The 19,193-nt window shown below is 62.5% G+C and carries 20 protein-coding genes; 14 read left to right on the top strand and 6 right to left on the bottom strand.

Features of this window, described 5'->3' with window-relative positions:
- The first annotated feature begins 109 nt into the window (after nucleotides 1-109).
- The 7 genes from flhB (at nucleotide 110) to motD (ending at nucleotide 7,999) form a co-directional block, all read left to right on the top strand.
- Entirely contained in the window at nucleotides 110-1,273 is a 1,164-nt protein-coding gene (gene flhB, locus ACYPYQ_RS10500) for a flagellar biosynthesis protein FlhB (protein WP_459723781.1), read from the top strand.
- Nucleotides 1,274-1,415: 142 nt separating this feature from the next.
- Nucleotides 1,416-3,500, top strand: a complete 2,085-nt coding sequence (flhA, locus tag ACYPYQ_RS10495; protein WP_459723780.1) for a flagellar biosynthesis protein FlhA — start codon at nucleotides 1,416-1,418, stop codon at nucleotides 3,498-3,500.
- On the top strand, nucleotides 3,497-4,789 hold the full coding sequence (gene flhF, locus ACYPYQ_RS10490; protein ID WP_459723779.1) for a flagellar biosynthesis protein FlhF: 1,293 nt from the start codon (nucleotides 3,497-3,499) through the stop codon (nucleotides 4,787-4,789). Before flhA ends, flhF begins: the two co-directional genes overlap by 4 nt.
- The gene (locus tag ACYPYQ_RS10485) at nucleotides 4,779-5,708 is read left to right on the top strand and encodes a MinD/ParA family ATP-binding protein (protein ID WP_459723778.1); all 930 of its coding nucleotides are present in this window, start codon (nucleotides 4,779-4,781) and stop codon (nucleotides 5,706-5,708) included. The genes flhF and ACYPYQ_RS10485 overlap by 11 nt, the downstream gene beginning before the upstream one ends.
- A gap of 77 nt (nucleotides 5,709-5,785) precedes the next feature.
- Nucleotides 5,786-6,496, top strand: coding sequence for an RNA polymerase sigma factor FliA (locus ACYPYQ_RS10480; protein WP_459723824.1), 711 nt, complete (start codon nucleotides 5,786-5,788; stop codon nucleotides 6,494-6,496).
- Complete coding sequence (locus ACYPYQ_RS10475; protein WP_459723777.1) at nucleotides 6,496-7,236, top strand: flagellar motor protein; 741 nt, start codon at nucleotides 6,496-6,498, stop codon at nucleotides 7,234-7,236. Before ACYPYQ_RS10480 ends, ACYPYQ_RS10475 begins: the two co-directional genes overlap by 1 nt.
- A gap of 1 nt (nucleotide 7,237) precedes the next feature.
- The gene (motD, locus tag ACYPYQ_RS10470) at nucleotides 7,238-7,999 is read left to right on the top strand and encodes a flagellar motor protein MotD (RefSeq protein ID WP_459723776.1); all 762 of its coding nucleotides are present in this window, start codon (nucleotides 7,238-7,240) and stop codon (nucleotides 7,997-7,999) included.
- Here the strand turns inward: motD and lipB are convergent.
- Genes lipB through ACYPYQ_RS10450 form a run of 4 tightly spaced genes read right to left on the bottom strand, consistent with a single transcriptional unit; the run spans nucleotide 7,982 to nucleotide 10,886 of the window.
- A complete protein-coding gene (lipB, locus tag ACYPYQ_RS10465; RefSeq protein WP_459723775.1) occupies nucleotides 7,982-8,629 on the bottom strand; it encodes a lipoyl(octanoyl) transferase LipB in 648 nt (215 codons plus the stop codon). The genes motD and lipB overlap by 18 nt on opposite strands.
- Entirely contained in the window at nucleotides 8,626-8,895 is a 270-nt protein-coding gene (locus ACYPYQ_RS10460; RefSeq protein WP_459723774.1) for an HP0495 family protein, read from the bottom strand. The genes lipB and ACYPYQ_RS10460 overlap by 4 nt, the downstream gene beginning before the upstream one ends.
- Nucleotides 8,892-9,746, bottom strand: coding sequence for a D-amino acid aminotransferase (locus tag ACYPYQ_RS10455; RefSeq protein ID WP_459723773.1), 855 nt, complete (start codon nucleotides 9,744-9,746; stop codon nucleotides 8,892-8,894). The genes ACYPYQ_RS10460 and ACYPYQ_RS10455 overlap by 4 nt, the downstream gene beginning before the upstream one ends.
- A 9-nt stretch (nucleotides 9,747-9,755) precedes the next feature.
- On the bottom strand, nucleotides 9,756-10,886 hold the full coding sequence (locus ACYPYQ_RS10450) for a D-alanyl-D-alanine carboxypeptidase family protein (RefSeq protein WP_459723772.1): 1,131 nt from the start codon (nucleotides 10,884-10,886) through the stop codon (nucleotides 9,756-9,758).
- Between the two features lie 105 nt (nucleotides 10,887-10,991).
- Here ACYPYQ_RS10450 and ACYPYQ_RS10445 point away from each other — a divergent pair, with 105 nt between their 5' ends.
- Nucleotides 10,992-11,894 carry an HDOD domain-containing protein gene (locus ACYPYQ_RS10445; RefSeq protein ID WP_459723771.1) on the top strand — a complete coding sequence of 301 codons (903 nt, stop codon included), beginning with the start codon at nucleotides 10,992-10,994 and terminating at the stop codon, nucleotides 11,892-11,894.
- 24 nt (nucleotides 11,895-11,918) lie between these two features.
- Here the strand turns inward: ACYPYQ_RS10445 and ACYPYQ_RS10440 are convergent, their stop codons facing one another.
- Both ACYPYQ_RS10440 and ACYPYQ_RS10435 read right to left on the bottom strand, forming a co-directional pair.
- Entirely contained in the window at nucleotides 11,919-12,452 is a 534-nt protein-coding gene (locus tag ACYPYQ_RS10440; RefSeq protein WP_459723770.1) for a response regulator transcription factor, read from the bottom strand.
- Entirely contained in the window at nucleotides 12,449-13,813 is a 1,365-nt protein-coding gene (locus ACYPYQ_RS10435) for an ATP-binding protein (protein ID WP_459723769.1), read from the bottom strand. The genes ACYPYQ_RS10440 and ACYPYQ_RS10435 overlap by 4 nt, the downstream gene beginning before the upstream one ends.
- Before the next feature lie 120 nt (nucleotides 13,814-13,933).
- On the opposite strand from ACYPYQ_RS10435, the gene ACYPYQ_RS10430 reads away from it, so the two are divergent.
- The 6 genes from ACYPYQ_RS10430 to ACYPYQ_RS10405 all read left to right on the top strand — a co-directional run bounded on the left by ACYPYQ_RS10430 (nucleotide 13,934) and on the right by ACYPYQ_RS10405 (nucleotide 19,184).
- Entirely contained in the window at nucleotides 13,934-15,955 is a 2,022-nt protein-coding gene (locus ACYPYQ_RS10430) for a TonB-dependent copper receptor (protein WP_459723768.1), read from the top strand.
- Between the two features lie 64 nt (nucleotides 15,956-16,019).
- Nucleotides 16,020-16,526 carry a copper chaperone PCu(A)C gene (locus ACYPYQ_RS10425; RefSeq protein ID WP_459723767.1) on the top strand — a complete coding sequence of 169 codons (507 nt, stop codon included), beginning with the start codon at nucleotides 16,020-16,022 and terminating at the stop codon, nucleotides 16,524-16,526.
- A 14-nt stretch (nucleotides 16,527-16,540) separates the two neighbouring features.
- Nucleotides 16,541-17,014, top strand: coding sequence for a copper chaperone PCu(A)C (locus ACYPYQ_RS10420; RefSeq protein WP_459723766.1), 474 nt, complete (start codon nucleotides 16,541-16,543; stop codon nucleotides 17,012-17,014).
- Nucleotides 17,015-17,148: 134 nt separating this feature from the next.
- Complete coding sequence (locus ACYPYQ_RS10415) at nucleotides 17,149-17,571, top strand: Hsp20/alpha crystallin family protein (protein ID WP_459723765.1); 423 nt, start codon at nucleotides 17,149-17,151, stop codon at nucleotides 17,569-17,571.
- Nucleotides 17,572-17,664: 93 nt separating this feature from the next.
- Nucleotides 17,665-18,549 carry an acetylglutamate kinase gene (argB, locus tag ACYPYQ_RS10410; RefSeq protein WP_459723764.1) on the top strand — a complete coding sequence of 295 codons (885 nt, stop codon included), beginning with the start codon at nucleotides 17,665-17,667 and terminating at the stop codon, nucleotides 18,547-18,549.
- Nucleotides 18,546-19,184 (top strand): pyrimidine 5'-nucleotidase, encoded by a 639-nt coding sequence (locus ACYPYQ_RS10405; protein ID WP_459723763.1) that lies wholly within the window; start codon nucleotides 18,546-18,548, stop codon nucleotides 19,182-19,184. The genes argB and ACYPYQ_RS10405 overlap by 4 nt, the downstream gene beginning before the upstream one ends.
- Nucleotides 19,185-19,193 lie beyond the last annotated feature (9 nt).

Here is a 19,193-nt window from a genome sequence, read left to right as displayed (position 1 = left end):
GCCCGGTGCACGGGAATCTGTGCAATAGCGTGGGAAAACCCCTTCATTTCGGACACTTGGCCGCGCGCGGCCACGTCCATAATCGCCGCACCGATACAGGACGGAAGACATGGCCGAGCAGGACAGCGACCTAGAAAAGACAGAACTCCCCTCGCAACGCAAACTTGACAAGGCGCGCGAGGAGGGGCAGGTCGCGCGCTCGCGCGAGCTATCCACTTTCCTGGGGCTGGTGGCGGGCGGGGCCGGGTTGTGGATGATGGGGGAGGCGCTGGGACAGGGCATGTTGCGCCTGCTGCAGAACGGCCTCACGCTGGACCGCGCGCTCGCCTTCAACATCGAGCTGATGGTGCCCAGACTGCACGACCTGTTCATGGACATCCTGCTCACCTTCGTGCCTTTGCTCGGGCTGCTGTTGCTGGTGGCACTGTTCTCGCCGATGCTGATGAGCGGCTGGCTGTTCTCGACCAAGGCGCTACAACCGAAATTCGGCAAGCTCAACCCGCTCAGCGGCATCAAGCGGATGTTCTCCGCCCATAGTCTGATCGAGCTGGTCAAGGCACTGGGCAAGGCTATCCTGGTCGGCGGCATCGGAGCCTGGGTGGTCTGGGCCAATCGCGACGAGGTGATGCAGCTGGTGAGCGAGCCGGCGGTGCGCGCCATCCCGCACCTGAACGACATGATCTGGTGGAGTTACGCCGCCATCATGGCTGGCATGGTGCTGATCGTCGTACTGGACGTGCCGTTCCAGCTGTACGAACACACCAAGAAGCTGAAGATGACCAAGGAAGAGGTGCGGCAGGAAGGCAAGGAGACGGAAGGCGATCCGCACGTCAAGGGACGCATCCGCAGCATGCAGCGCGAGATCGCCCGCCGCCGCATGATGTCCGAGATCCCGACCGCCGACGTGGTGGTGACCAACCCGACCCACTACTCGGTGGCACTCAAATACAGCGAGGACAAGATGCGCGCGCCCATCGTGGTCGCCAAAGGCTCGCATCTGCTGGCGGCGAAGATCAAGGAGATCGCCAAGGAACACAACGTGCCCATCCTCGAAGCGCCGCCGCTGGCGCGAGCCCTGCACAAGCACGGCGAACTGGGGGCACCCATCCCCGAGGCGTTGTACACCGCCGTCGCCGAAGTGCTGGCCTATGTCTATCAGCTGCGCCGCTACAAGAAGCTGGGCGGTGCCAAGCCGGTGATGCCGGGTGAACTGCCCGTGCCCAAAGAGCTCGACCCGCTGAACAAGGAGCCGGCCGAAGCGGCGGCGGATTGATGCAGTGTCCGGGCACTGCGATTAATAGCCGCACAATTCCCCTTCTATTCCCACCTTTGATTTGACGCGCGCTCCAGATAATACGCATGAGCCATGAACCTCTGCACGGGGCGGCAAAACGGAACGGATAACGGGGCGCGACATGAACGATTTCTTGGGCACATTGAAAGCATCACTGACCAGCACCGGCGTGCGCGGCCTGGCCGGGCCGTTGCTGATCGTGATGATCCTGTCGATGATGGTGTTGCCGTTGCCGCCGCTGCTGCTCGACATCCTGTTCACATTCAATATCGCGCTGGCCATCATGGTGCTGCTGGTGGCGATGAACACCACCAAGCCGCTGGATTTCGCGGTGTTCCCGGCAGTGCTGCTGATCTCCACGCTGCTGCGCCTGTCGCTCAACGTCGCCTCCACGCGGGTGGTGCTGCTGGAAGGTCACACCGGCCCGGCTGCTGCCGGCAAGGTCATCGAATCGTTCGGCCACTTCCTCGTCGGCGGCAATTACGCCGTCGGACTGGTGGTGTTCATCATCCTGGTCATCATCAACTTCGTGGTCATCACCAAGGGCGCGGGCCGTATCGCCGAAGTCGGCGCGCGCTTCACGCTGGACGCGATGCCGGGCAAGCAGATGGCCATCGACGCCGATCTCAACGCCGGCCTGATCGGCGAGGATGTGGCGCGCAAACGCCGCGCCGAGATCGCGCAGGAAGCCGAATTCTACGGGGCCATGGACGGTGCCTCCAAGTTCGTGCGCGGCGACGCGGTGGCCGGCATCATGATCATGTTGATCAACGTGATCGGCGGTCTGGTGGTCGGCATGCTGCAACATGATCTGGATCTGGCGACCGCCGCCAAGTACTACACCCTGTTGACCATCGGCGACGGGCTGGTGGCGCAGATCCCGGCATTGGTGATCTCCACGGCGGCCGGTATGGTGGTCAGCCGCGTCGCATCCGAGGACAACATCGGCCAGCAGCTGAGCAAGCAGCTGATCTCCAATCCGCATGTGATCGTTCTGACCGCTGCCATCATCGGCATGCTGGGCATGATCCCCGGCATGCCGCATTTCGCCTTCCTGATGCTGGCCGGTGCGATGGGCTGGTTCGCCTACTTCCTGATGCAGAAGGGCAAACGGGCCGAAGTGCAGGCGCAGCAGACCGAGACGCAGGAAGTGGTGATCCCGGAAGCGGCGGAAGCGAGCTGGGAAGATGTGTCGCAGGTGGATGTGCTGGGGCTGGAAGTGGGCTATCGCCTGATTGCGCTGGTGGACAAGGCGCAGGACGGTGACCTGCTGCGCCGCATCAAGGGCATCCGCAAGAAATTCACACAGGACATGGGCTTCCTGCCGCCGCCGGTGCATATCCGTGACAACCTCGATCTGTCGCCCAACAGCTACCGCATCACCCTCAAAGGAGCCGAGATCGGTAGCGGCGAAGCCTATGCGCAACAGTTGCTGGCGATCAATCCCGGTAACGTGAGCGGCGTATTGCCCGGCACCCCGACCAAGGATCCGGCCTTCGGTCTGCCCGCCGTCTGGATCGAGCAGAACCTGCGCGACCAGGCGCAGGCCATGGGCTACACCGTGGTCGATGCCGGCACCGTGGTGGCGACCCACATGAGCCACCTGATCCAGAGCAATGCCGCCGAGCTGCTGGGCCGTCAGGAACTGCAACAGCTGCTGGATCATCTGGGCAAGATCGCGCCCAAGCTGACCGAGGACCTGATCCCCAACCTGCTGCCGTTCACCACCGTGCAGAAGGTGCTGCAGAACCTGCTCGACGAGGGCATGCATATCCGCGACATGCGCACCATCCTCGAGACGCTGGCCGAGCATGCGCCGCGCACGCAGGATGCCACGGTGCTCACCTCGCTGGTGCGTGTCGGACTGGGGGCCGCCATCGTGCAGCAATACTATCCGTCGTCGCAGGAACTGCAGGTCATCGGCATGGACAAGGAACTCGAATACGTGCTCGGCCAGGCCTTGCAGGCCGGTGGTTCCGCCATCGAGCCCGGGCTGGCCAACACCCTGCTGAACGAGGCGCGCGCCGCCACCGAGGCACAGGAACGGCTGGGTCTGCCCACCGTGCTGCTGGTGCCCGGCGGTCTGCGCGACCTGTTGGCGCGCTTCCTGAAACGCGCCGTGCCGCAACTCAAAGTCATTTCACAAGAAGAGGTACCCGGCTTCAAGACCATCCGGGTGACAGCCATGGTAGGAGGTAGAGCATGAACGCAAGGAAATTCATCGCAGGCAGCTCGCGCGAGGCCCTGAAACTGGTACGTATCGAACTGGGCGAAGACGCAGTCATCCTGTCCAATCGCAAAGTGGCCGAGGGGGTGGAGATCGTCGCCATCCCGGGCAGCGAGCTGGCACATCTGAACGAGACGCGCGTGGTCGAATCGCGCGCCTCTTCCAGGCCGCCCCTGGCGCAGCGCACAGCACCCCGTTCCTCGCTATCCGACCGGGCGCAGAACCAGGCCGCCACACTGGGTGCGAAAGTGCTCGCGGCCGACACGCAACGTGCCGTGACGCCGGCTCCTGCCCTCGTCCAAGTCGGGCAGTCGGAAGAACCCGCCGAGCAGCAGCGCCTGTTGAGCGAACTCAAGGCCATGCACAAGCAGATGCAGGAACAGATGGCCACGCTGGCCTGGGGCAACATCCAGCAACAGGATCCGAAGCGCTCCAGTCTGATGCGTGACATGGTCAATGTCGGCTTTAGCCCCGCGCTCTCGCGTCGTCTGCTGGACAAGATGCCTGCCGATGCCGACCTGAACTGGGTCAAGCGCGTCCTTGCGCACAACCTGCGCGTGGCCGGTGTGCAGGACGATGTGGTGACGCGCGGCGGTGTGTATGCATTGGTCGGCCCCACCGGTGTCGGCAAGACCACCACCACCGCCAAACTGGCCGCTCGCGCCGTGGTGCGCTACGGCGCGGACAAGGTGGCGCTGGTCACCACCGACAGCTACCGTGTCGGCGCTTACGAACAACTGCGCATCTACGCCAAGATCCTCGGCGTCAGCGTGCATGCGGTGCGCGATGCCAACGACCTCAAGCTCACCCTGTCCGGCCTCAAACACAAGCATCTGGTGCTGATCGACACCATGGGTGTGGGCCAGCGCGACAGCCGCGTGGCCGAGCAGACCCGCATGTTCGACGAGGCGGGCATCAAACGCCTGCTGCTGTTGAACGCCACCAGCGCCGGCGGCACGCTGGACGACGTGGTGAAGATGTACGGCGGGCCGGGGGTGATCGGTTGCATCCCGACCAAACTGGACGAGGCGGTGACGCTGGGCACGGTGCTCGATGTGGTGGCACGCCACAAGCTGGCCATGCACTACATCGCCAGCGGCCAGCGTGTGCCGGAGGACCTGCATGAGGTGAAGCTGGACTATCTGCTGCACCGCACCTTCAAGGATATCGGCAAGGCCTCGAACTTCGCCCTGCCGGAGATGGATTTCCCGGCCTTCATGGCCGGACTGACCAGCGGCGCGACCGCGGGGAGGGAATATGCCCACTAAGACCTCCCACTTCGGTTTCGGCGACCAGGCCGCCGGATTGCGCAAACTGCTGGCGCGGGGCAATGCCCAGGTGATCACCGTGCTGGGCGCGCGCGACGGACTGGGCGCGACCAGCATCGTCACTAACCTGGCGGCGGTGTTCGCCCATGGCGGCAAGGATGTGCTGGTGCTGGACGAGAACCTGTCGCACGACAACGTGGCCAACACGCTGGCGCTGCGTCCGCGTTACGACCTGTTGCATGCCGCACGCGGCGACAAGACCTGGCAGGAGGTGCTGCTGCAGGGCGTGGCCGGTCCCGGTGTGTTGCCGGTGGCGCGAGCGATGCAATCCTTGCCCAAGATGCAGGAGGACGAACGCGAACGTCTGCTGGAAGCGCTGCTGGGGGCGGCGGTCGGGCGCGATGTGGTGCTGGTGGATGCGGCACGCGACGGTCATTCCGTCTGTGCCAGCCTGTCCGGCGACGAGCCCTTGCTGCTGGTGCTGAACGCGACCGCCAGCGGCATCACTGAAAGTTACGCATTGCTGAAGAAGATGGCGGTACACAACGGTCGCCAGGCTTTCGATATCGTGGTCAACCGCGTCGGCAGCGAGCGCGAGGCGCTGGCGGTGTTCGACAATATGGACAAGGTCGCACGTCATCATTTGCAGGTAAGCCTTTCGTATCTGGGCTATATTCCGGTTGATGAGAAGTTGCATCGTGCGACACAATTGTGCCGTCCGGTGGTGGAAGCGTTCCCCTCGGCCGCATCGTCGATGGCGATGCGCGAGATCGCACAGGGACTGTTGCGCGCGCCCGCTGTCAACGAGCATGTGCAGGACCGACTGGGAAGCGTCATGCAAAGACTGATGCGCATGTCGCAGCCGCGAGCCCTCAGGGGCGTGCGGTCGCATGCCGGCGGCATGGCGGCGCTGACATGAGTCCCGTCGCCGTCGCCGAGGCGCCGGTGACGCGCCAGGCACAGTCCGCTGCTGGCAAGATCGGAAGAGTGAAGAAAATGTACACGCCCAATGGACTGAACGACAAGAACCAATGCCTGCAGGAACATGCGGCGCTGGTGAAGCGCATCGCTCACCATATGATGCTGAAACTGCCGGGCAGCGTGGATGTGGACGACCTGATCCAGGCCGGCATGATCGGCCTGCTGGATGCGGCAAGCCGCTACGACGAACTGCGCGGCGCGCAGTTCGAGACCTATGCGGCGCAGCGCATCCGCGGTGCCATGCTGGACGAGTTGCGCGGGGCCGACTGGCTGCCGCGCAGCATGCGCCGCGACACGCGCCGTATCGAGAACGCCATCAGCAGGCTGCAGCAGCGGCTGGGGCGTGCACCGAGCGAGACCGAGATCGCCAAGGAGCTGGGGGTGGGTCTGACCGAATACCAGCAGTTGCTGCAGGAGGCACGCGGCGCGCAGCTGGTCTATTACGAGGATTTCCACAACGAGGACGAAGAAAGCTTCTTCGACCGGCACGATTACAGCACCGAAGCCAACCCGATGGAACTGTTGCAGGACGAGCGTTTTCGTGCCGCTCTGGTGCAAGCCATCGAACGCCTGCCGGAGCGCGAGAGACTATTGATGGGTATGCACTACGAACAGGAGATGAACTTGCGCGAGATCGGCGAAGTGATGGGCGTGTCCGAATCGCGCGTGTGCCAGTTGCATAGCCAGGCCGTGGCGCGCCTGCGCACGTCTTTGCGGGGACACTGATGGACATCCTCAGCCTGTTCGGACTGGTCGTCGCCGTCGCCGGCATACTCGGCGGCCAGTTCCTCGAGGGTGGGGCGATCGATGTGCTGCTGCAATTGGCGGCTTTCCTCATCGTGTTCGGCGGCACGCTGGGCGCGGTGATGGTGCAGCATCCGATGAAGATATTCCTGAATGGCGTGAAGATGGCGAAGTGGGTGTTCGTCACCCCCAAGAGCGAAGCCCAGCAACTGTCTTATCGTCTCACCGCATGGGGCAATGCCGCGCGCAAGGACGGCATCCTCTCCCTGGAAAGCCAGATCAAGACCGTGAACGATCCCTTCGTGCAGAAGGGCTTGCAGCTGCTGGTGGACGGCCACAGCGCGGAGAAGATCCGCGAGGTGCTGGATATCGACCTGAACAGTTACGAGACGCTGCACTGGCAGAGTGCGCGCGTGTGGGAAGCGGCGGCAGGTTATTCGCCCACCATCGGCATCCTGGGCGCGGTGCTGGGCCTGGTGCATGTGATGCAGAGTCTGGGCGAACCGGCCAAACTGGGGGCGGGTATCGCGGTCGCCTTCATCGCCACCATCTACGGCGTGGGCTTCGCCAATCTGGTGTTCCTGCCCATCTCAGGCAAACTCAAGATCCTCATCCAGCGCCAGGTGAACACGCGCGAGATGGTGATCGACGGCCTGTGCATGATCGCCAATGCGGAGAACCCTCACTTCATCGAGAACAAACTCAGGGGTTACCTGAACTGACATGGCGCGCCGGGCGAAAAGACAGGGGCCGGACAACCATGACCGCTGGATGGTCTCCTACGCGGACTTCATCACCCTGCTGTTCGCCTTCTTCGTGGTGATGTACGGCATCTCCTCGGTCAATGAGGGCAAGTACAAGGTGTTCAGTGGTTCCATGACCAAGGCCTTCGGTGCCAAGGAAGGCACAGATGCCGGAACCGGCATGAGCGAAGAGGAGATGTACTTCAAGGCGCTGATCGAGCGCCGCAACGCCCGCCTGGCGGAGAAATACATCAAACAGCAGGAACGCATGAAACGCCTGAGCGAGGCGCTCAACGGCAAGCTGGCGAACTTCGTCAACAAGGGCGCGATGAGCGTCACTCAGACCGAGCGCGGCGTCACGCTGGACATCAATGCCAGCCTGCTGTTCCTGCAGGGCGATGCGACGCTGCAAGCCGAGGCGGTAGCGACCCTGACGGATGTCGCAAAGATACTGGCCGAAGAGAGCGCGCCTGTTGAGGTGGAAGGCTATACCGACAACCTGCCCATCGCGACCGTGAAATTCCCTTCCAACTGGGAACTGTCCTCCGCCCGCGCCAGCAGTGTGGTACGCCTGTTCATCGAACAAGGCTTGGCTGCAGAACGACTCAAGGCCATCGGCCATGCGGACAACGATCCGGTGGCATCGAACGACAGCAACGAAGGCCGGGCGCGCAACCGCCGCGTGACGGTCACCGTGCTGGCGCCACCGCCCGAAGCGGCGATCTCAACCAGCGAGAACTGATCCCTTTTCCTGCAGATGCCGCTGCAGGCCGTGCACGAGGTTCTGTGTCAATTCCGCTTGCAACTCCTCGAATTCCGGTGCGATACCCAGTTCCAGACATTGCGTCACGCGCAGCCCCTGATAACCGCAGGGGTTGATGTTGTCGAACGGTGTAAGGTCCATGGCTACATTGAACGACAGGCCGTGGTAGCAGCAGCCGTTCTTGATCTTCAGCCCGAGCGCGGAGATCTTGGCACCGTTCACGTACACGCCGGGCGCGTCCGTCCGTCCTTCCGCCTGCACACCGTGTTCCGCCAGCAGGTCGATCACGGCCTGCTCGATCAGGCGCACCAGGTCGCGCACGTTGATCTTCCAGCGGCGCAGGTCGAGCAATAGATAGAGCACGATCTGGCCGGGGCCGTGGTAGGTGATCTGGCCGCCGCGGTCTATCTTGACCACCGGGATGTCGGTCGGGTTGAGCAGGTGCTCGGGCTTGCCTGCCTGTCCTTGTGTGTAGGTGGGTGGGTGCTGCACCAGCCAGATCTCGTCCACGGTGTCGGCAGTGCGCTCATTGGTGAACTGCTGCATGGCACGCCAGGTCGGCTCGTAGTCGACCAGTCCCATGGCGCGGATGTGGAAGGGCGGTGTCATAGCACCATCTTCACCATCGGGTGGCCGCTAAGGGTGCGATAGACGTCGTCCAGTTGATCCTTGGAAGTGACGCGTACGGTGCAGGTCAGGCTGAGATACTTCGCACCACTGCTGGCACGCATCTCGATGCTGGCGGCATCGAAGTCCGGTGCATGGATCTGCACGGCCTCGGCCACGGCCTGTGCGAAGCCGTGCTGTGCGACGCCGAACACCTTGATGGGGAAGTCGCAGGGGAAATCGATCAGGGTATCTTTGGGTTCGCTCATTTACGCATGACCTCTCGTTTGAATGTCTGGTACAGCCCGTACAACTGTTCGAATATCGGCCCCGGCTTGCCGTTGCCGATGGGTCGGCCGTCCACCGAGGTGATGGCCATCACCTCGCGGGTGGAGGAGGTGAGCAGCAGTTCGTCGGCGCTGAACAGTTCTTCTTTCATTATCTTGCGGATCTGCGATGGAATGCCGTGGCTGGCGGCGAGTTCCAGCATCACATCGTAGGTGATGCCGGGCAGCATCAGGTGGTCCTTGGGCGGGGCGAGCAGCACGCCGTCCTTCACCAGGAAGATGTTGCTGGCCGAACCTTCGGTCAGGAAGCTGTCGTCGCGGATGAGGATGGCTTCGCCGCAGCCGGCATCGACCGACGCCTGTCGCATCAGTACGTTGGGCAGCAGTGAGATGGCCTTGATGTCGCAGCGCAACCAGCGGTTGTCCTGCACCGTGATGCAGGCTACGCCTTGCGTGACTTGTTCTGCCGACGGATGCGTGAGCGGGCTGCTCATCACGAACACGGTGGGTGGCACCGGCGGGTTCGGAAAGGGATGATCACGCCTGGCGACGCCGCGCGTGATGTGCAGGTAGAGGTAATGGTCGTCAAGCGACAGTGGCGCGATCATGGTCTCCAATATGGCTTCCCACTCTTCGACGCTATGCGGATTGGGCAGGCGGATGCCGTCCAGGCTGTGTTGCAGGCGCTGCAGATGGTCGCGCATGCGGAACGGGCGGCGCGCATACACCGGGATGACCTCGTACACGCCATCACCGAACATGAAGCCGCGATCCAGCACCGGGATGCGGGCTTCTTCCATGGGCATGTATTCCCCGTTCAGATAGACATCCATCGTCGCCTCCTATTGGAACAGCAATCGTATCGCATCCACCCCGCGCGAGAACACATTGGCCAGCGGGACGGTATGCAACGCCATCACGGGCAGATCCAGGAACGGCTCGCCGTTCAGGGACAGATGCAGCGTGCCGACCTGTTGCCCCGCATTCACTGGCGCGAGCAGGGGCTGCATGGTTTCCAGTCGTGCGCTCAATCCTTCTCGTTGTCCTGCCGGAATGGTGATGTAGCGATCCTCGCGGAAACCGATGTCGAGCCGGTCCTCGGTGCCTTTCCACACCGGCATGCTGCGCATGGCCTGCTGCTTTTGATACAGACGCAGCGATTCATATTCGCGGAAACCGTGGTTGAGCAGGCGCTGCGTCTCGGAGGTGCGCAACATCTCCTTGTCGGCACCGATCAATACAGCGATCAGGCGGCGCGGTTCGCGCAATGCGGACGCGACCATCGAGAAGCCGGTCTCTTCGCTCCAGGCGGTCTGCATCCCGTCAACATGGGGATCCAGCCACAACAGACGGTTGCGGTTGAACTGGTTGATGCCGTTGTAGCTGTATTCGCGCAGGGCATACAGGCTGTAGTACTGCGGAAAGTCGCGCACCAGCGCCGCCGCGATCAGCGCCAGGTCATGCGCGCTGCTGTAATGCTGCGGGTCGGCCTCGCCGGTCGCGTTGGTGAAATGCGTGTCGCGCAGCCCCAGCCGTTTTGCTTCGCTGTTCATGCGATCCGCAAAGGCGATCTCATGGTTCGCGACAGCTTCAGCCAGTACCCGCGCGGCATCGTTGGCCGATTGCACGATCATCCCGCGCAGCAACACTTCGACGGTCACTTCCTTGTCCGCCTCCAGGAACATGCGCGGCTCCTCTTTCTGTAACCGTAGCGCATAGGGTGTGGGGGTCAGGCGTCGCACGGGAGACAGTTCGCCGCGTTCGATCGCGCCGAACACGACATACGCGGTCATCAGCTTGGTCAGGGAGGCGGGGGCGATATGCGCATCCGCCGCTTCGGACACCAGCATCTGTCCGCTGCTGGCGTCATACAGCGCATAGTGCTTCGCCGCCAGGGTCGGGGCAGGAGGGAGTGCATGGGCTGCATTGCACCAGCCGGACAGCACACACAGCAGGAAGAGGGGAAGTCGCATATCGATCATGGCAGAGACGGGCGCGGATTATACAGTGCCATGGCGGGTCGATCGTCCGCGGCGAACTTGAGTTGCCGGCGATCTGCACGTATCCTCCTCTCCACTATGACAGTCGATAACTCCCGCACCCTGGATTTCACCCAGGAAACGAACAGATCCGTTGACCTGCGGCAAGGCATACGCCATCTGGATTCTCTCCCTGCCATGCCCGTCATCGCGCAAAAGCTCATGTCGCTGAATCTGGATAGCGACGAGGGCGAGCAGCAGATGATGTTGCTGATCTCACAGGACCCGCTGATCTCGGCCAAGATCATCGGCCTGTCGAACTCGCCGTTGCTCGGTACTTCACGCAAGGCGGGCTCGGTCAAGGAAGCGGCCATGCTGCTCGGTCTGAACCGCGTCAAATCGGTGGCGACCGGCATTGCCGTGATGTCGCTGGTGAGCAAATCCATCGGTCGTTTCGACCCGCAGGAGTTATGGCTGCACAACCTGAGTGTCGCGTTCGCCATGCTGCCGGTGGTGCGCGCCATGCCTTACAAATCACGTCCGCAGGACGACCTGATCTTCCTCGCCGGCATGTTGCACGATATCGGCTATCTGGCGCTTGCGCATCTGGATGCACAGCTCAGCGACGATCTGCACACGCGGATCGCCATCGAGCCGGAGCGGCCTTCCATCGAGATCGAACGGGAACTGCTGGAGGCGACGCATGATGAGCTGGGGGCCGAACTGGCAAAGTACTGGAACCTGCCGGATGAACTGGTCGCCGTGATCCGCTATCACCATACACCCGGCGCGCCCGAGGCTGCGGCAGGGTTGCCGCTGGCGCGCATCATCCATATCACAGAAAAACTGATCCCGTCCGTGGGGCTGCGCGAATTCGTCGGTGTCCATATCGACGATGAGGAATGGCTGGCTTTGGGTATCGATCCCGGTCAGTCAGAAGAGATCGCCGCACAGGCCATCGAGCAGGCAGACCAGGCAGTGCAGTTCGTCAGCTCGCTCTGAACGTTGCGCCGGTCGGCGCGCTGATCAATCCACCACGTGTCTTTTCGCCAGCTTGCGCTGCAGGGTGCGGCGGTGCATGTTGAGCAGGCGCGCGGTGGCGGAGATGTTGCCGTTCTGTTCCAGTAGCACGCGATTGATGTGTTCCCATTCCAGTCGGTCGACGGTGGCGGGCTGGGCTTCCACCGCCTTGTCCGGGTCTGCACTGTGGCCGAAGGCAGCCACGATCTCATCGGCGTTGGCCGGTTTGGAAAGGTATTGCGTGGCCCCCAGTTTGATCGCCTCCACGGCGGTGGCGATGCTGGCATAGCCGGTGAGCATGACGATGCGCGTGTTGGGATCGAGCTCGTGCAGACGCTGCACCAGCACCAGTCCCGACGCACCGTTCATCTTGAGGTCGATCACCGCGAATTCGGGCGGATTCTCTTCCGCCAGCGGCAAGGCGCTTTCCACGCTGTTCGCGGCGCTCACGGCATAGCCGCGTTTTTCCAGTGCCCGTTTCAACACGCCGCGAAAGGTGTCGTCGTCGTCCACCAGCAACAGGGTGGGCAGGTCGCTCATGCGTTCACCTTGCTGCGCGGCAGCACCACTTCGGTGGTCGCGCCGCCGCCCTCGCGGTTGGAGAGTTGCACGCTGCCGCCCAGCCGTTCCAGTGTGGCATTGGCGAGGAACAGGCCGAGTCCGCGACCTTCCGCCTTGGTGGTGAAGAAGGCGGCACCGGCACGTTCCGCCGCTTCCGGCGTGAGGCCGGGGCCATGGTCGCGTATCTCCAGTACGGTGTGCTGATCGTCCCAGTGCAGCAGGATGTCCATCTCGTCCGGCGAAGCGTCGGCGGCGTTGTTGAGCAGGTTCAGCAGGGCGGCGCGCAGCGCCGGATCGGCGCTGATCTGCGGCGCGGGCTGTGCACCGTCGGTCTGGTAGCGGTAATGCACGGTGGGGCGCAGCAACTGCCATTCGTCCAGCACGTCGTGCAGGAAGGTCGCCACGTCCGCCTCGCCCGGTGTCTCCTGTGCATGTCGGATCAGCGTGTCTAGGATGCGTTTGCAGTTCTTCACCTGGTCTTCGAGCAGGCCGAGGTTCTCCTGCTGCTCCGGGTTGTCGCATTCATCGCGCATCTCGCCGATCACCACCGCCATGGTGGACAGCGGCGTGCCCATCTCGTGCGCGGCGCTGGCCGCCAGCGTGCCGAGCGCCACGATGCGTTCATTGCGTAGCGTCTCCTCGCGCACGCGGTTCAGCTGCGCATCTCGCAGGCGCACCGCCGCCGCCATCTCCACCGCGAAATAGGCGATCACCGCCGCACTGATGAGGAAGCCCAGCCACATGCCTATCACATGCGTATTGAAGGCATCGCCCAGCGGCGAGGCATCGGGTTCGGAGGCGGAGGGGGGCTCGGTGCGGCAGAAGTCGGGGTCGTCATGCCCGGTGTGCTGGTCGGGGGCGATCTGCGATATTGGGGATGCGTGTTGTGCATGGGCATCCCCGGTCGGGAGCGGCACATACCACACCATCAACAAGCTGTAGCAGGCCAGCGTCAGGCCCGCCATGCCCCAGGTGTAGCGGCGCGGCAGGATAGCGGCGGCCAGCACCAGCGGGAGCAGGTAGAGCGAGATGAAGGGGTTGGTGGAACCGCCCGCGTGATAGAGCAAGACGCTGAGTATGGTCACGTCCAGTGTCAACTGCACGAACAGCTCCAGGTGGCTGACCGGATAGTCGCGCGACAGTCGCCACCAGGTCAGGCCGTTCGCCAGCGCCAGCACACCGACCGTGGACAGCATCGGCAGCCAGGCGAGTTCCGTGCTGAGGAAGCGATATACCAGCAGCAGCGTGGCGAGCTGCGCGAGGATGGCCCAGTTGCGCAACATGAACAGGCGGCGCAGATGCGAGTGTCCGGTCTGGGTGGCGAGCAGGGAGGAATGCATGGCGCGGATTCTACCGGAAGCCCGTGGTGGCGGGCGTGCGACAAAATGACGCAGGGGTGCGCAGCTTGAATTCCCTACAATCTTTTTCGCTTGTATTTCTATAAACCGGAGGAGATTGAGATGAAGTTGAAGTTGATCGCGGCAAGCGTCGCACTGGCGTTGGGCAACCCGGTCATGGCCGCAGACGAGGTGCTGGATGAAGTGGTGGTGACCGCGCCGCAGAGCAGCGCGCCGCTGACGGTGCAGACTGATCCGCGCAAACCGCGCCAGCCGGTGCCGGCCCACGACGGGGCAGATTATCTCAAGACCATCCCCGGTTTCTCGGTGATCCGCAAAGGCGGCACCGACGGCGATCCGGTACTGCGCGGCATGGCCGGTTCGCGCCTGAACATCCTGCTCGACGGTGAACAGATCCTGGGCGGATGCGGCGGCCGTATGGATCCGCCGACGGCCTATGTGTTCCCTGGTGCGTATGACCGCATCACCGTGCTCAAAGGCCCGCAGACCGTGTTGTACGGTGCCGGAAACTCGGCGGGCACGGTGTTGTTCGAGCGCAGCATGGACCGCGATGCACAGGTCGGTACGCATGGTCAGGCATCGTTGATGTTGGGCAGCTACGGCCGCAACGACGAGATGTTGAGCGTCACCTCCGGCAACGAAGAATATTACGTGCGCGCCGACGCGACGCGCTCGGATGCCAACGATTACCAGGACGGCAACGGCGTGGCCGTGCATTCTTCCTACACACGCTGGAGCGGCAACGCGGCGCTGGGCTGGACGCCGGATGACGATACGCGGCTGGAAATGACACTGGCCAAGAGCGACGGCGAAGCGGCCTATGCGGATCGCAGCGTGGACGGCACCAAGTTCGCACGCGACAACTTCGGTGCGAAGTTCGAGAAGCGCAATCTGGGCGGCATGCTGGAAGCAGTGGAGGCACAGGCGTATTACAACTATGTCGATCATGTGATGGACGTTTACACCCTGCGCAGTGGCAATCCCGCTTCGATGATGGCGGCGATGAACCCGGACCGAAAGACCACTGGCGGACGTGCCGTCGGCACGCTGCAACTGGCGGACGACAGCCAGCTCAAACTGGGGCTTGATACGCAGAACAATGTGCATACCAACCGTAGCGGTGCGGCACCGGGTTACACGGGCGACTACACGCTGAAAGCGCGCACCAGGGATGCCGAGTTCAAGAACCTCGGCGTGTTCGGCGAGTGGCGTCAGGACATGAGCGACACGCGCCGCGTGATCGCCGGTCTGCGTGCAGACAGTTGGCAGGCGACCGACTATCGAACCATGATCATGCGCGGCATGACCTCGGTGATGAACCCCACCGCCAATCAGACGCGAAAGGAAACGCTGTCCAGCGGATTCCTGCGCTACGAGCAGGATACTTCCGCGACGCACACCTGGTATGTCGGGGCGGGGCGCACTTCGCGCGCGCCGGATTACTGGGAACTGTTCAACAAGGAAAGCCTGACCACGGCCAGTTCGTTCAACACCCGCAGCGAGAAGACCACGCAACTCGACGTCGGCATGAACTACCGCGCGGGTGACTATCTGTCCGGCTCGGTATCCGCGTTCTACAGCAAGATCACCGACTTCAACCTGATCCAGTCGAACGTGATGAAGGGTATGACGGCCGTCACCGTGACGCGCAATGTCGACGCGACGACCTATGGTGCCGAGGCGGGTGTTGCCTATGCTTTGATGGATGACTGGAAGGTGGACGGCAGCCTGGCCTATGTCCATGGCAGCAACGATACCGACGCTACCGCGCTGGGGCAGATGCCGCCGCTGGAAGCGCGTATCGGTCTGAACTACGACGACAATGTCTGGTCGTTCGGCGCCTTGCTGCGTGCGGTTGCCGCGCAGGATCGCGTGGCGGTGAACCAGGGCAATATCGCCGGGCAGGACATCGCGGCGTCTGGCGGTTTCAGCGTGTTCTCGCTGAACGGCGGCTGGCATGCGAATACGGCGTTCAAGGTGAGTGCGGGCGTGGATAACCTGTTCAACAAGACCTATGCCGAGCACATCAGCCGTGCCGGTGCGATGGTGACAGGCTACACGCAGACCACGCGCGTGAACGAGATGGGACGCAATCTGTGGCTGAAAGGGGATTTCGCTTTTTAAGGCGGGATCGGAGCTAGAATAGTGTGCCGCCGCGATGCGGCACCTCATTGATAAGGAGTGTCAAATGCGTAAGGTTATTTTAGCGGTCTTGTTCGGTCTGTCGTTCGCGGCGCAGGCGGCCGATGTGGAAGTCTCAGAAGCCTGGACACGCGCCACCGCGCCGGGGCAGAACAGTGCGATGGTGCAGGCTGTCATCACCAGCCGTCAGGCAGCCGAGCTGGTCGGTGTCACCTGTTCCTGCGCCGAGACTGCCGAGTTGCACAGCATGGTGCACGAAGGCGGCATGATGAGGATGCGCCAGGTCGAGTCCATCGAACTGCCTGCCGGTACCGCGGTCGACCTGGGGGCGGCTGGCTACCACCTGATGCTGCTGGGTTTGAAGCAACAGATCCGGGAAGGCAAGAAGATCGAGCTGACTCTGACCCTGCGCTACAAGAACGGCAAGAGCGGAAAAGTGAAGTTCCAGGCACCGGCCAGGGCCCTGGACGCAAGTTCAAGCAAACCCATGCACGACATGCCAGCCGCCGGTGGGCATGACATGGGTAACATGTACAAACATATGCAGCATTGATAACGGAGGGCGGCATGCTCAGATCCCTGTTCATTGTCCTGGCATTGCTGGTTGCGCCGCAAGTGTTCGCGGCCAGGGATGTGATCGTGGACAAGGCATGGATGCGCGAGAGCGTTCCGGGGCAGACAGCCGCCACCGTGCAACTCAATCTGTATGTGACCCGGGATGCGACACTGCTGGGCGTCAGCAGCCCGCTGGCGGGCACCGGCGAGATACGCCACGTCATGAAGCGCGGGGGCAAGATGCAGCAGCGCACTTTGCGCGACCTGAAACTCGCGGGGCACAGCAACACGCTGTTCGGAGAACGCGGCCTGTACCTGATGCTGAACGGGCTGAAGCAGCCGCTCGGCGTGGGTGACAAGGTGCCGGTGACCCTGTCACTCAGGATTGGCGGAAAGACGCGCGATGTCGAAGTCGAAGCGACTGTTCGCGCATTGGAGTTGAGCTACAAGCATTATAACGATCCGGCGGTGATGGATCACCAGTGAAGCATATGCCTGCAAAGGAAAAAGGCGGCTGTCAGCCGCCTTTTTTCATGCCCTTGAAATTCATGCGGGCGACCATAGATTGCTGTCAGGCGGGGTTGCCCGCCAGTCCGTGAACGCAACCGAAGGAGAACGAAATGGCCAACATCAGCAGATACAACCCGACCCGCGATGCCCTGGACGACCTGTTCCGGGGGTTCTTCATGCAGCCTGTGCGCCTGGAGGGACAGCAGGAAGTGCAGATCAGGATGGACGTCAGCGAGGACGACAAGGCATACAAAGTACACGCCGAGATCCCCGGCGTGAAGAAGGACGATATACATGTGCATATCGACGGCAACCAGGTTTCCATCAGTGCCGAGGTCAAGAACGAGAAGGAAGTGAAGGAAGGCGAGAAGCTGCTGCGCAGCGAACGTTATTACGGCAGCGTGTCGCGCGCCTTCACATTGGCGCAGGATGTGGACGAGAACGCGGCGCAGGCGAAATACCAGGACGGCGTGCTGGAACTGACGCTGCCCAAGAAGGTGGCGGTCAGCGCGAAGAAGCTGGTCATCCAGTAGGCATCAGCTGGCAACATGCATGCGGGCGGCGCTTTGCCGCCCGTTTTCATTCTGTCTGGAGTAGAATCCGCGGCAATTTCTTCAGGAGCTGCCATGCCTCTATCTGCCGCCACCGCTGCGCAAAAAGCCCACACCCTGTCTGAAGCGCTGCCCTATATCCAGCGCTTCTTCGACAAGACCATCGTCATCAAGTACGGCGGCAATGCCATGACCGACCCGAAGCTGCAGGAAGGTTTCGCGCGCGACGTAGTGCTGCTCAAACTGGTCGGCATGAACCCGGTGGTGGTGCATGGCGGCGGCCCGCAGATCAACGAGCTGCTGCAGAAGGTGGGCAAGAAGGGCGAGTTCATCCAGGGCATGCGCGTCACCGATGACGAAACCATGGACGTGGTCGAAATGGTGCTGGGCAAGGTCAACAAGGACATCGTCAACCTCATCAACCGCTACGGCGGCAAGGCGGTCGGCCTGACCGGGCAGGACGGTGCCTTCATCCGCGCTGACAAGATGATGCTGGAGAGCCACGATGAGCCGGGCAAGATGCTGGACATCGGCCAGGTGGGCGAGATCAGCAAGATCGACCCGTCCATCATCACTTTCCTCGATTCCGGCGACTTCATCCCGGTGATCGCACCCATAGGCGTCGCACCGGACGGCGAGACGATGAACATCAACGCCGACCTGGTGGCGGGCAAGCTGGCCGAAGTGTTGCGTGCCGAGAAACTGGTGCTGATGACCAACACGCCGGGCGTGCTGGACAAGGACGGCAAGCTGCTCACCGGTCTGACGCCCAAGCTGGTCGACGAACTGGTGGCGGACGGCACCTTGTCCGGCGGCATGCTGCCCAAGATCGGTTCTGCGCTGGATGCTGCACGCAGCGGCGTCAAGGCGGTGCACATCATCGACGGACGCGTGGCGCATGCGCTGCTGCTGGAGATCCTGACCGACGAAGGCGTCGGCACGCTGATCAAGAGCAAGTGAACGGGCGCGTTTGGGTCTTCGATCTGGACAATACGTTGCATGATGCGACGCCGCATATCTTTCCGCACATCAACCGCAGCATGACGGCCTACTTGCAGGAGCACCTCAAGTTGGATGTGAAGGAGGCGAACGCGTTACGCATCGATTACTGGCAACGCTACGGTGCGACGCTGACCGGCCTGATGAAGCATCACGGCACCGACCCTGACCATTTCCTGTGGCATACCCACCAGTTCCCGGAACTGCCCGAGATGGTGTTGCGCGAGCCGCGCCTGCGCTGGGCATTGAAACGTCTGCCGGGGCGCAAGCTGGTCTATTCGAACGCCCCGGCGCATTATGCGCGGGCGGTGCTGAAACTGATGCAGGTGGACGATCTGTTCGATGACGTGTTCGCCATCGAGAACGCGCGCTACCGCCCCAAACCGGAGGCGGCCGGTTTTCGCCGCCTGTTGCGCAAGCACGGGCTGAGTGCCGCGCAGTGTGTGATGGTGGAAGACAGCGCGGAGAACCTGCGCACCGCGAAACGATTGGGCATGCATACCGTATGGGTGAGTCGTGCGCCGCGTACGCCGCGCTTTGTGGATGTGAAGATAGGTGATGTGCTGGATTTGCCGCGCATCGCGAGCAAGTTATAGGAAAGGAAT

This window comes from Sideroxyarcus sp. TK5 (genome assembly GCF_054601595.1).
Note: the sequence above shows the minus strand (reverse complement) of the source record. Positions and strands in the feature narration are given on the sequence as shown.

What these genes read in the sequence shown, in the direction of transcription:
- flhB (WP_459723781.1), top strand. Translation starts at nt 110, where the DNA reads ATGGCCGAGCAGGACAGCGACCTAGAAAAGACAGAACTCCCCTCGCAA.
- flhA (WP_459723780.1), top strand. Translation starts at nt 1,416, where the DNA reads ATGAACGATTTCTTGGGCACATTGAAAGCATCACTGACCAGCACCGGC.
- flhF (WP_459723779.1), top strand. Translation starts at nt 3,497, where the DNA reads ATGAACGCAAGGAAATTCATCGCAGGCAGCTCGCGCGAGGCCCTGAAA.
- ACYPYQ_RS10485 (WP_459723778.1), top strand. Translation starts at nt 4,779, where the DNA reads ATGCCCACTAAGACCTCCCACTTCGGTTTCGGCGACCAGGCCGCCGGA.
- ACYPYQ_RS10480 (WP_459723824.1), top strand. Translation starts at nt 5,786, where the DNA reads ATGTACACGCCCAATGGACTGAACGACAAGAACCAATGCCTGCAGGAA.
- ACYPYQ_RS10475 (WP_459723777.1), top strand. Translation starts at nt 6,496, where the DNA reads ATGGACATCCTCAGCCTGTTCGGACTGGTCGTCGCCGTCGCCGGCATA.
- motD (WP_459723776.1), top strand. Translation starts at nt 7,238, where the DNA reads ATGGCGCGCCGGGCGAAAAGACAGGGGCCGGACAACCATGACCGCTGG.
- lipB (WP_459723775.1), bottom strand. Translation starts at nt 8,629, where the DNA reads ATGACACCGCCCTTCCACATCCGCGCCATGGGACTGGTCGACTACGAG.
- ACYPYQ_RS10460 (WP_459723774.1), bottom strand. Translation starts at nt 8,895, where the DNA reads ATGAGCGAACCCAAAGATACCCTGATCGATTTCCCCTGCGACTTCCCC.
- ACYPYQ_RS10455 (WP_459723773.1), bottom strand. Translation starts at nt 9,746, where the DNA reads ATGGATGTCTATCTGAACGGGGAATACATGCCCATGGAAGAAGCCCGC.
- ACYPYQ_RS10450 (WP_459723772.1), bottom strand. Translation starts at nt 10,886, where the DNA reads ATGCGACTTCCCCTCTTCCTGCTGTGTGTGCTGTCCGGCTGGTGCAAT.
- ACYPYQ_RS10445 (WP_459723771.1), top strand. Translation starts at nt 10,992, where the DNA reads ATGACAGTCGATAACTCCCGCACCCTGGATTTCACCCAGGAAACGAAC.
- ACYPYQ_RS10440 (WP_459723770.1), bottom strand. Translation starts at nt 12,452, where the DNA reads ATGAGCGACCTGCCCACCCTGTTGCTGGTGGACGACGACGACACCTTT.
- ACYPYQ_RS10435 (WP_459723769.1), bottom strand. Translation starts at nt 13,813, where the DNA reads ATGCATTCCTCCCTGCTCGCCACCCAGACCGGACACTCGCATCTGCGC.
- ACYPYQ_RS10430 (WP_459723768.1), top strand. Translation starts at nt 13,934, where the DNA reads ATGAAGTTGAAGTTGATCGCGGCAAGCGTCGCACTGGCGTTGGGCAAC.
- ACYPYQ_RS10425 (WP_459723767.1), top strand. Translation starts at nt 16,020, where the DNA reads ATGCGTAAGGTTATTTTAGCGGTCTTGTTCGGTCTGTCGTTCGCGGCG.
- ACYPYQ_RS10420 (WP_459723766.1), top strand. Translation starts at nt 16,541, where the DNA reads ATGCTCAGATCCCTGTTCATTGTCCTGGCATTGCTGGTTGCGCCGCAA.
- ACYPYQ_RS10415 (WP_459723765.1), top strand. Translation starts at nt 17,149, where the DNA reads ATGGCCAACATCAGCAGATACAACCCGACCCGCGATGCCCTGGACGAC.
- argB (WP_459723764.1), top strand. Translation starts at nt 17,665, where the DNA reads ATGCCTCTATCTGCCGCCACCGCTGCGCAAAAAGCCCACACCCTGTCT.